Origin of the sequence: Actinotalea sp. C106 (assembly GCF_023630195.1) — a bacterium.
GTDB lineage: Bacteria > Actinomycetota > Actinomycetes > Actinomycetales > Cellulomonadaceae > Actinotalea.
In genome coordinates, this window is the sequence record NZ_JALPKN010000096.1 from 1 (window position 1) to 10,749 (window position 10,749).

Here is a 10,749-nt window from a genome sequence, read left to right on the forward strand (position 1 = left end):
AGGACGTCCGCGAGGTTGGTGAGCGCGGCGGCCTCGAGGAGGGCTTCCCCGACCGCGGCAGCCTCCTCGGCGGCACGGCGGTGCTCGACCAGGGCCTCCTCGAGCCGGCCTGCGCGCCGCAGGGCGATCCCGAGGTTGTCGCGGGCGGGCGCCGCCTCAGCAGGCCGACCGGCAGTCGCCCGGAGCTCGACCAGCTGACGGAAGTGCTCGATCCCGTCGTCGAGCCGCCCCGTCTGGACCGCGAGGATCGCCAGGGCGTTGAGGGCCTTGCACGCGGCGTCCTCGTCGAGGGGGAGCAGGCCCTCGTAGGCCGTGGTGAGCAGCTCCTCGGCCTGAGGCCAGTCGGCCAGGTGCACGAGCAGCATGCCGAGAGCCAGGCGGGCGTCGAGCTCCGCGCGGCCCGAGCCGCTCCGCCGTGCCGCCTCGAGAGCCCGCTCGTGCAGCGTGCGCCCGGGGTGCCACACCCCCGCGCTGGTGAGCCACCAGTGCAGGGAGGACGCGAGGTCCATGACGTGCCGCGCGGACGGAGACGTCTCTGGTGCGGTCAGCAGCAGGGCGGCGTCGCCGCCCCGGTCGAGCCACTCCCGTGCCGTCTCGGGGGACGGGAGCAGGGCAGCGGAGGTGGGTGAGGTGTCCTCCGCCGAGGGGTGGACCACCCGCGTCGCCGCACGGCTCCGCGTCACCCACAGCGTGCGGAGGCGGTCGACCGCGCGGGACCGGGCCGAGGGCGGGTCTTCCTCGTGCGAGCGCTCGGCCCCGAAGGTGCGGACCAGGTCGTGCAGCCGCAGGCGGCCCGTGTCGTCCTGAGCCACCAGGTGCCACGCCTCGAGCTCGGCCTGGGCGCTCGACGCCTCGAGCACGTCGCCGCCGATGAGGGCGGCGAGCTCGTCGACGTCGATGGCCGGCAGAGGTTGGGTCGCGAGCAGCCGCAGCGCCTTCTGGGCGGGTGAGCGCAGCGCGACGTACGACTGCTCCAGGGTGGCGCGCACCGCGTCGTCCAGGCGGAGGGCGCCGCGCCGTTGCAGGGTCGCCTCGACGTGGTCGGTGAGGGACCACCCGGGCCGGGCAGCGACCCGCGCGGCCGTGACCTCGACCGCGAGAGGCAGCAGACCGGTGGCTCGCGCCAGCTCGTGAGCCGCGGTGCGTTCGGTCTCGACCCGTGCTCGACCGACGACCCTGGCGAGCAGGTCAACAGCCTCGTCGACCTCGAGCGGTTCGACGACCACGTGCCGGGCGCCGGGGACGTCGAGCCGCGTCCTGCTGGTCGCCAGGACCACCGTCCCGGCTCCCGGGGCGAGGTGGACGAGGTGCTCTGCGTCGGGCACGTCGTCGAGGACGACCACCGCCGGACGTTCGGTCAGTGCCCGACGCAGGGCCTCCCGGCGGGAGGCGGTACCGAGGGGCACGGTCCGCGCGGGAGTGCCGAGAAGGCGGAGGAAGGCGCCCATGACGACGTCGGGCCGGGGCGGGCGCCGGTCGGGGTGGAATCCGCGGAGGTCGGCGTAGAGGACACCGAGGCGCGGACGGTGCGAGAGGAGGGTCGCCGCGACGTCCCGCACGAGCTGGGACTTCCCGCTCCCCGGGCTCCCCTCCACGAGGACGACCCCGGCGCCCTCCTCGACGGCGGCGAGCACGGCTCGGGCAGGCCCTGGGCGTGACACCAGGTGCGGCGGCGGCGCAGGCAGGTCGTCGCGTGCCTCGACCACGTCGGACCACTCGCCGCGTCCCAGCTCGACCTGGAGCCGGTCCAGCACGGCGGAGGCCTCATGATCGTCGAGCCCGAGGACGAGCAGGACGTCGCGCACCAGCTCCTGGTCGAGGCGGCGTCGGCCGGTGCGGAAGCAGTCGTACACCGTGCTCCTCGCCGGGCGCGCGGCATGAGTCGTCGGGCCGCGGGAGGACCGCAGATCACCCACGCGACGGGCGATCTCGGTGAAGGACGGCGCCCCTGCCCGCTGCCGGAGGACGGCGAGCTCGGCGGCGACCGCGTCAGCCTCCGAGGACGTCTCGTCAGCGCTGATCGCGGCCTCCGTGTGCTCGGGCGGATCCCCCAACCTAGTGAGGCGCTCACCTGACGACGGCGGCCGGTCCCACTCTCCGAGACGGCGTCCGGGATCGTCCGGAACGGTCGCCGACCAGGTCACCCTCTCCCTAACGTCCGTGGCGGAGTCGGCACTCCGTCCGGCTCGACATCTTCACGAAGGAGCAGACGATGAGCACGACGAAGCGGGTCTTCACTCGGGCAGCAGTGATCGTCGGCCTGGCCGTCGCAGGGACGATCGGCGCCGGATCGGCGGCCTCGGCGTTCACCTGCGTGACCTGGCCGGCGAGCCAGAACGACCACGGGGTCGACGAGACGCGGTGCGACAACGGCGAGTTCCAGATCATCATCTTCGGCTGACGTGAGCCGACGGCCTGGTCGGCGGGGGCCTGCCCACGTCGACCAGGCCGGTCCGAGCGGCGCGAAAGGACTCCGCTCAGCCGCGGCTCTGCTCCGCCCGGTCGCGGATCCCGCGCAGCATGCGCTCGGTCATGAGCAGGCTCACCCAGCTGACCGGCTCGACCATGCGCCCCGCCCAGGACGTCCGGTACCGGTAGCGCTCGCGGACCAGCAACCGGGTGCCGTGCGCCCCCCAGGGCTGCAGGACGAAGGCCCAGGTGAAGTCGAAGGGCGCCTCGCCCTGGCCCGGTCCCACGTCGGTGCCCTCGGCCCCGCAGGAGTCGAGCTCGTCGGCGGGCACCGGGGCCGCGCCCTGGAGCACCAGGGCCTCGTCCGGCTGGACCACCGCGGCGACCAGACCCGCCTGAGCAGCCAGGCGGACCTCATCCCCGACGGCGAGGTCCTGCCACTCGGGGCGCACCCGGTCGGCGTTGTGGATGTCGAGGCCGAGGAGGTTCTCGAGCGCCTCGTAGCTGTAGAACCCGCCACGGCCCTGGCCCATCTGCACCAGCCACGGCCACACGTCCCCGGGCGGCGCGTCGACGTCGATGCCCCGGGTGGCGACGAGGTCGGCCCCGGGCAGCAGCTCGTCACCCGGCAAGGGCGCCATCCGCTCGGCCTCCGTCGTCCCGAGCCCCAGGGCGCGCTCGCGGGCGACGCGGTACAGGACGACCCCGAGCCCCAGGACGACGGCGGCGCGCAGGGTCCGGTGCAGGGGCATGGCCCTAGTCAAGCCCTCGGGGGCCAGACCGACCAGGGACGATCGGCCCGGCTGGAGGACGAGCGCCGCCCGCTCTCGCCGCGTCTCGGGCGGAGGGCTCCAGCGTCACAGCCCCTGCTCGAACTCGGCGCAGTCCTGCGGGTACTCGGATGGGCAGAGCACCAGTGTGATGCTGCTGCGCTCCTGGTACCGCCGTCCGTCCACCCTGTACTCGACATCGAAGCCCTCGATGACTGCCATGCCGCGAGGTGGGACGGCCACGGGTAGGACGACCTCGACATGCGACGAGGTTCCGGCTGGCACCCGCTGGCCAGTCACGTCGATCGGATCGGTCCCCGACGGGGGCCAGCCGGGAACCACGTCAAATGCCCCTGCTCCGAGTGTCGCGACACGCTCCGGTCCGAGGAGCTTGACCTCGCCCCGTGCTTCGGGAGGAGGGTCCCCCATGACCGGAGACACCGTGAGTAGTTCGATGGAATCGGAGGCGCTGCTGTTCCCGAGCGTCTGCAGGCCGTAGGTCACGGTCGACCCCGCGGGAAAGGCCATGACGACCACGCCTGAAGGGTCGCCCAGCTCGAGAGGACCATGAGCGCTCGGACGGGAGGCGAAGTATGCGGCCAGACATAGCGCCGCGACCACGAGCGCTGCGCTGGCAAAGGCCCCGATGTACTTGTGTTGCGAGAGGAGCCCGGTGCGCGAAGGGCGACCCATTGCTAGGACTCGCGCACGTGTGTCGCTGTTGTAGGCAGCCCATCGCTGCCGCACAGTGCATACGCGGCGGTAGCCGTCGACGACTTCTTCGTGTACACCAGCTTGATGCCGTTGCTCGTCGAGTGGACCTGAGTGGCCTTCATTGCTGAGCCGATGCTGAAGGCTGACGTGTAGGTGATCGACTTGCTCTTCGAGACCCAGAAGGTGGCGACGGAGGCCTTCGTCGCCATGTCGACGCTCGCTGCGTCGTCCCCCAGGAGTCTTTTTGTCTGCGTAGCGATCGGGGCGGGGCCCGCGATCAGATCGACGTGCGGGGCCCCCGAGGGCGCTGCGGTGACTTTCGAAGTCAGCCCGTCGAGGGATGGTCCAGACTCGACTGCATCGTGAGCCGAGAGTGACCCAAGCTGAGCGTCAGTAGGGCTGCTTGGCCTCGTCAGCATCTCTTCTGCGTCTGAGGAAGCATCGGTTGGGCTCGCGCGCCACGCTCGACTCCTGGGGGTTACCCCCAGTGTCCTCATGACAAAGTCGCGCGCGTCGGCACCTTCGACGAGGATCGGCAGTGTGTCGCCATCTAGGGGCACTCCGGCGGTCGCGGTTGGCGGTGCCGTGAGTTCCCATGTCCCGTGGTTGTTGGTTGTTGGTTGTTGGTTGTTGGTTGTTGTTGTGGCGAGCTCGACCAGTTCCACGCTCTGCCCTGGTGAGAGCGTGTTCATGGTCTCTGCGGAGGGCTCCAGGAGTGCGCGAACTGGGAAGTCGGCCAACGGGGAACTGTCGGCTGCAGTGCGATCGACATTGTGCGCTGGGGGTGGACTCGGCGAATCTGCCCTCCGCAAGACTCGTGGCAGGTGGCGTCGGGGGCCACTGCGTCGAGACTGAGAATGGCGGAGTCAACCCTCTTCGTCAATAGTGCGCGCGCGTGAATGACGCAGGCTCGTTGCGTGCAGTGCGGCGTGGCGCCACGGACGTGTCTCGCCGCCGGGAGGGGGCATCGTGCGTGCCGGTCTCCTAGTCTCAGGGCCATGAACCAGTCGCTGCGCGGACCGAAGATCCTCACGTTCTCCGGGGTGGCGGCCCTCGCGCTGTCGATCGCGGCCGGCGTGGTCGCGGCGGTCATGTTCTTCGGGCTCCTGCCCACCGGAGTGCTGTCCTCGAACGGTGGCGACGGGCCGGACGCCGTCGCGTCGGTCGAGGCCCCCGGCACGATGCAGGTCGACCTCGAGGCCGACGTCGCCTACGCCTTCTACCTCGCGCGCGACGCCGGGATGTCGAACGCCCGGCTCGAGGCCAGGCCCGAGGTCACCGGCCCCGACGGCCAGGAGATGGCTGTCTCCTCTGCCCCGTCGGTCTCGGGCAACATCGGGCGGGGCAGCACCCGGGCGGCCACGGTCGGCGGGTTCCGGGCCGGGTCCTCCGGGACGCACACCGTCGACGTCCCCGGGGCCCTCTTCGCGGGGGACGACGCCCGAGTGATCCTCGTCGAGGACCAGGAGGTGATGCCCTTCGTCACGGGCATCTTCGGCACGGTCGTCCTGGTCCTCGTCGCGGTCGCGCTGGGCACGGTCGGCCTGGGCCTCACCGTCGGCGGGATCGTCTGGTGGGTCGTCCGGCGGCGCTCGACGCCCGCGGCGCCGTCTCGCCCCTGACCCTCGCTCAGCTGCTCGACCTCAGTGCTGCTCCACCTCAGTGCTGCTCGAAGGCCAGGGCCATCGCGCGCTGCTCCTCGAGCACCTGGCTCATCCGGGTCTGCACCTCGTCCATCCGGCCGATCGTGGCGTTGATGTCCTCGATGCCGCGCGCGACCGTCGCGGTGTTGGTCTGGATGTCCGTCACGCGCTCGCCGACCCGGGAGGTCGCGGTCGTGGTCTCGCCCGCGAGCTCCTTGACCTCGGTCGCGACGACCGCGAAGCCCCGGCCGGCCTGACCGGCGCGGGCCGCCTCGATGGTGGCGTTGAGGGCCAGGAGGTTCGTCTGGTCGGCGATCGAGGAGATGACCTTGATGACCTCGCCGATCGCGCTCGAGGACTCGCTGAGGGCCCGCACCTCGGTGGCCACCGACGTCGCCTGCGCGACGGCGTCGAGGGCCACCTCGCCGGCCTCGGTCGCGCTCGCGCTCAGCCGCTCGACGCTGCCCAGCAGCGCGGTCGCCGCCTTGGCGTCCCGGTCCGCGCGACGCAGGATGTCTAGCCGCTGGGAGACCAGTCGCGCCACGTTGCGCAGCGCTGCGGCCCGGTTCTCGGACAGCTCGAGGGTGGTCGTCGCGAAGAAGTCCATCGTGCCGACCACCTGGTCGTCGACGATGATCGGCAGGCACACCCCGGACTTGACCCCGGCCCGCTGGGCGGCGGGGGCCCGGACGCAGTCCTGGAGGTCGCCCAGGTCGGCCACGAAGACGAGGTCCCGGGCCCGCCACGCGCGGCCGGACAGCCCGACCCCCTCGGCGAAGCTGGCGCTCAGCGTCACCTTGCGGAACTCCTCACCGGCCGTGCCCGACTCCACCTGGAAGCGCACCACGCGGGCCTCCTCGTCCAGGGCCCAGAACGAGCCGTAGGCCCAGCCGAACTCCTTGCGCACGGCGTCGAGGGCGGCGCGCAACGCCGAGTCCTCGTCCCGGCAGGCGCCGACCTCGGAGACCACGGTCGTGACGGCCTGCTGGTCCCGGGCGGACTCGCGCTGGCGCTCGATGGTCACCATCGTGCTCAGGGTCTGGGACACCACCCGGGAGAGGGCGCTGAGCACGGCGGGGCGCGTGACGCTCGCGGTCCCCGGGGTCGTGGCGAAGAAGTCGAGGAACATGATGATCTTGCCGTCGCGCCGGACGGGCAGGGACATCGCGCCGCGGGCGCCTGCCCGCAGCGCAGCCTCGCCCCGGGCGCAGTTCGCCGGGTGCTCGGTGAGGTCGGTGACGTCCAGGACGTCCCCGCGCTCCCACGCGATCCCGCAGATGCCCAGGCCGCGGGACATCTGGTGGGTCGGGGTCATGGTGGTCATCTCGCGGGAGAGGTCGCCGACCTGGCAGAGGAAGGTGAGGTCCTTCCCCGTGGACGGCACCGCCCAGGCGGAGGCGTACTGGTAGCTGAAGGCTCGGCGGGCGCCCTCGAGCACGGCCCGGATGCCGTCCGAGGAGCTGCTCGCGCGGCTGAGGTCCTCGATCACCGAGTCCAGGGCGCGGATCTCGGCGGCCATGATCTCCCGCTCGTCCGGGTGGGCGTCCTCGGAGCGTCGTCGTCTGCGCACGGCTGTGTGTCCTCGTCGTGAGAAGGGCGCCGGGTGTCGGCTTCCGAGTCATCGGCCGAGGCGGCGCAGTGCTGAGCCATATGACCCGAGCTCGGTACGTTCGCGCATCCAGCGACCCGATGAGTCCCCCTGGCTCGCCCGTGTCGACCACCGTGTGCCGCCGGCGCACCCCCGCCGGCGGAACGCCCCCTCGCACCCGTCGTGACCGCGCCGCCGGGGCGCGCGCGACGTCACTCCTTCGAGCGATCACCGGCCGCTGACGCGGGCCGATGGGTAGAGGGAGAGTCCTGGTGACGGGCGGGCGGTCCCGCGCGCACCGTGCTCTCCGACCAGCGCCCTAGCAGGGCAGCCTCCGACGAGAAGAGCCCCCGGTGAAGCTCCCGCACCTCGCCCGCCGCACCCTGGTCGCGACCCTAGCCCTGGCGGTCGTCTCGGGAGGCTCGGCGGCAGGCGCCCAGCCCCTCGACCTCGCCGTACCCGCTGCAGCCCCGGCAGCCCCGACGGGGACCTGGATCGTCCAGACGGACCCGGGGACGGCGCAGGACGTCCTGGACGACGTGCGGGCACTCGGCCTGGGGGCGAGCCACGAGTTCGACCAGGCTCTCGAGGGCTTCGCGCTCGAGGCGACCGACGCCCAGATCCGTGCCCTGGTCGACCTCGACGACGTCGTGCGCGTCGAGGAAGCCGTCCCCACGGCGATCGCCGACTCCTCCGAGACCACGACCCAAGGCCGCCCGACCTGGGGCCTGGACCGGGTCGACCAGGCCGCGTTGCCGCTCGACGGCGGCTTCACCTATCCGTCGTCGGCTGGTACCGGGGTGCGCGTGTACGTCGTGGACACCGGCGTCGACTCCGGCCACCCTGACTTCGCCGGACGTGTCGCTCCGGGCTACAGCGCGATCTCTGACGGCTACGGCACGCAGGACTGCCATGGTCACGGCACCCATGTGGCCGGCACCGCGGCGTCCGCGACGTACGGCGTGGCCAAGCGCGCGACGATCGTCCCCGTCAGGGTGCTCGGGTGTGACGGCCGGGGCGACAGCTCACTCGTGGTCGCCGGTGTGAACTGGATCCTGGCCAACCACCCGGGCGGTACCCCCGGCGTGGTGAACATGTCCCTCGGAGGAGGGCGCAACGCCAGCACCACCAGCGCGGTCGACGCCCTGACGGCGGCTGGCCTGCTCGTGGTGGCTGCCGCCGGGAACGCCGACGCCGACGCGTGCCTGACGTCCCCCGCGCACGTGCCGGCAGCGCTGACCGTGGGCGCAACAGCATGGAACGACGCGCGGTCCTCGTTCTCGAACTGGGGGACCTGCGTCGACGGGTTCGCCCCCGGGACGTCGATCACATCGACCTACCCCGGCGCTCGCTACGCCACCATGAGCGGTACCTCGATGGCGGCACCGCACGCGGCCGGGATGGCCGCCCTGGTCCTGCAGCACGACCCCTCGTTGCGTCCGGCGGCCCTGACCGAGACCATGCTGTCGAGGGTGTACCCGGTCGTGACCAACGCCGGTGCTGGGAGTCCCGACGGGCTCCTGACCACGGTGGCGGCCACACCGACGCCCGAGCCTGCCCCCGCCACCGAGCCCGAGCCGTCCCTCGACCCCGTCCCGGAGCCCGATGTCGACCCGGGTGACCTGCCCTCCGCCCCGGAGGGTGTGGCCGTGGCAGCGGTGACCGCGACGTCGGTCACCGTCTCCTGGACCCCGCCCTCGACCGGCGCGGAGAGCGTCACGGGCTACCGCGTCCAGGTAGGCCCTGCTGCAGGCAGCTCGACCTCCGAGACCGACGTCGTCCCCGCCAGCCTCGAGCACACGGTGACGGGGCTCAGCCCGGCCACCGACCTCGTCGTCGTGGTCTCGGCGCTCGGCGGGGGCGGCTACGCGGCGGCGAGCGCTCCCCTGACCGTCCGGACCGGCTCGCTCGTCGCGCCAGGACAACCTCGAGCGCCCCGGATCACGACGGTGACGACGGCGACGCTGAGGGTGGCCTGGTCGCTGCCGGCCGCGAGCCTCGACGCGGCAGAGATCACGGGGTACACGGTGCAGCACTCGACCGACGGCAGGAGCTGGCGCACGGTCAGCACCAAGCCTGCGACCTCGGCGACCCTCACCAGGCTCAGCGCCGGGGCCCGGCACGACGTCCGGGTGCGAGCGAACTCCGCGGCCGGGTCGAGCGACTGGGTCGCCGCAGGCAGTGCAGTCACCCGTGCCCGGCCGTCGGCGCCGCGCTCGGTGCGCACGGTCTCGCGTACGGCCTCCTCCGTGAGGCTCGGGTGGGCAGCGCCGACGACCTCCGGCGACCGGGTGACCGACTACCGCATCGAGCACTCGACCAACGGCAGGACGTGGACCACGTTCCGTGACCCTGTGACGGCCCGCCGCGGCGTCACGATCACCTCGCTCCGGCCCGGCACGACGTACCGGGTGCGCGTCACGCCGATCGCTGACGGCGTGACGGTCGGCCGGAGCGCGCAGGCCACGGTCCGTACGCCGGTCGCGCGGCCTGGACGGTGGAGATGACGGAGGTCTTGCCTCGACCTAGATCTGCCGACGTCGGCAGCCGTGGGTGGCCCACGGTAGAGGCGTCCGGTGCATGATGTGGCGATGACCGGTGCGACGCCTCCGCCCCGACCTGCCCGCACGCTGGCTGACGAGGTCGGCAGGGGGCTGGCCGACACTGCCCTCGAGCTCGCCACCTGGGCCCTGGCCACGGTGGTCCTGGTCGGGGTCCCGGTTCTGCTCGGGTACCTGCTGGAGGGCTGGCCGGGAGCCGTGGTCGGCGGGGCGGTCGGCCTCGTCCTCCTGGCCGTCACGTGGGTGGCGTTGGTCCTGGTGGCCTCGCGCTCCCTGGTCGAGCTGATCGCGCGCCGACGTCGGTAGCCCGTCGGTCCGGTGGCATACCGTCGTCCGGTGATCCCTACCGACCTCTCCCTGCTGCGCGCCCCGGGCGCCCCCGCACTAAGCCCCGACGGCACGACCATCGTCTTCTCCGTGACCGTTCCGGACGTGGACGCCGACGAGTACACGGGCACCCTGTGGACCGTCCCGGCCGACGGCTCCCTCCCGCCCCGCCGCCTGACCCGCGGCCACCGTGACACCGCCCCGACCTGGTCCCCGGACGGCCGGTGGATCGCGTTCCTGCGGGCCGAGCCGCAGGGCAGGCCCCAGCTCCACGTGGTCGAGGCCGACGGCGGGGAGCCCATGCTCCTGACGGACGCGCCGCTGGGGGTGTCCGAGCCACGGTTCTCCCCCGAGGGCACCCGGATCGCCTACCTGGCCCGCGTGCCCGAGGAGGGACGTTACGTCCCGGGCGGTGACGCGGGGGCGGAGCCGCCGCGTCACATCACGACCTTCCGCTACCGCGGTGACGGGGTGGGCTTCTTCCGGGACCGGCCGCAGCACCTGCACCTGGTCACGCTGCCCGAGGACCCGGGTGCGGGCCCCCTTCCTGCGCCGGTCGCCCTCACCGCGGGGGACGTCGACGTCGCGGGCCATCGTTGGCTGCCCGACGGCGCGGCCCTGGTCGCCACGAGCGCCGTGCACGCGGGCCGTGAGGAGGACCTGCTGCGCGACGCGGTCCTCGTCGAGGTCCCGCCGGTGCGCGACGGGCTCGACGAGGGCGCCCCGGCGGGCAGCGC

General features: G+C 72.8%; 10 protein-coding genes. 5 read left to right on the forward strand and 5 right to left on the reverse strand.

Going from position 1 to position 10,749, the window contains the following annotated elements:
- Nucleotides 1-2,054: tetratricopeptide repeat protein (locus tag L0B03_RS08440; protein WP_250445371.1), on the reverse strand; the 2,054-nt coding region annotated here is incomplete at its 3' end.
- A gap of 158 nt (nt 2,055-2,212) precedes the next feature.
- On the opposite strand from L0B03_RS08440, the gene L0B03_RS08445 reads away from it, so the two are divergent.
- Nucleotides 2,213-2,401: a hypothetical protein gene (locus L0B03_RS08445; protein WP_250445372.1), complete on the forward strand. Its 189-nt coding sequence runs from the start codon at nt 2,213-2,215 to the stop codon at nt 2,399-2,401.
- A gap of 76 nt (nt 2,402-2,477) precedes the next feature.
- Here L0B03_RS08445 and L0B03_RS08450 read toward each other — a convergent pair whose 3' ends face one another.
- The 3 genes from L0B03_RS08450 to L0B03_RS08460 form a co-directional block, all read right to left on the reverse strand.
- On the reverse strand, nt 2,478-3,161 hold the full coding sequence (locus L0B03_RS08450; protein WP_250445373.1) for an SRPBCC family protein: 684 nt from the start codon (nt 3,159-3,161) through the stop codon (nt 2,478-2,480).
- Between the two features lie 105 nt (nt 3,162-3,266).
- A complete protein-coding gene (locus L0B03_RS08455) occupies nt 3,267-3,716 on the reverse strand; it encodes a hypothetical protein (protein ID WP_250445374.1) in 450 nt (149 codons plus the stop codon).
- Nucleotides 3,717-3,874: 158 nt separating this feature from the next.
- The gene (locus tag L0B03_RS08460; protein ID WP_250445375.1) at nt 3,875-4,102 is read right to left on the reverse strand and encodes a hypothetical protein; all 228 of its coding nucleotides are present in this window, start codon (nt 4,100-4,102) and stop codon (nt 3,875-3,877) included.
- 789 nt (nt 4,103-4,891) lie between these two features.
- Here L0B03_RS08460 and L0B03_RS08465 point away from each other — a divergent pair.
- Complete coding sequence (locus L0B03_RS08465; protein ID WP_250445376.1) at nt 4,892-5,515, forward strand: hypothetical protein; 624 nt, start codon at nt 4,892-4,894, stop codon at nt 5,513-5,515.
- Nucleotides 5,516-5,552: 37 nt separating this feature from the next.
- On the opposite strand, the gene L0B03_RS19290 is transcribed toward L0B03_RS08465, so the two are convergent.
- Nucleotides 5,553-7,106, reverse strand: a complete 1,554-nt coding sequence (locus tag L0B03_RS19290) for a methyl-accepting chemotaxis protein (RefSeq protein WP_308200026.1) — start codon at nt 7,104-7,106, stop codon at nt 5,553-5,555.
- 371 nt (nt 7,107-7,477) lie between these two features.
- On the opposite strand from L0B03_RS19290, the gene L0B03_RS08480 reads away from it, so the two are divergent.
- The 3 genes from L0B03_RS08480 to L0B03_RS08490 form a co-directional block, all read left to right on the forward strand.
- Nucleotides 7,478-9,631: a S8 family serine peptidase gene (locus L0B03_RS08480; RefSeq protein WP_250445377.1), complete on the forward strand. Its 2,154-nt coding sequence runs from the start codon at nt 7,478-7,480 to the stop codon at nt 9,629-9,631.
- An 84-nt stretch (nt 9,632-9,715) separates the two neighbouring features.
- On the forward strand, nt 9,716-9,991 hold the full coding sequence (locus L0B03_RS08485; RefSeq protein ID WP_250445378.1) for a hypothetical protein: 276 nt from the start codon (nt 9,716-9,718) through the stop codon (nt 9,989-9,991).
- A 30-nt stretch (nt 9,992-10,021) separates the two neighbouring features.
- Nucleotides 10,022-10,749, forward strand: a 728-nt coding sequence (locus tag L0B03_RS08490) for a TolB family protein (protein ID WP_374204919.1), incomplete at its 3' end; no start/stop codon positions are given.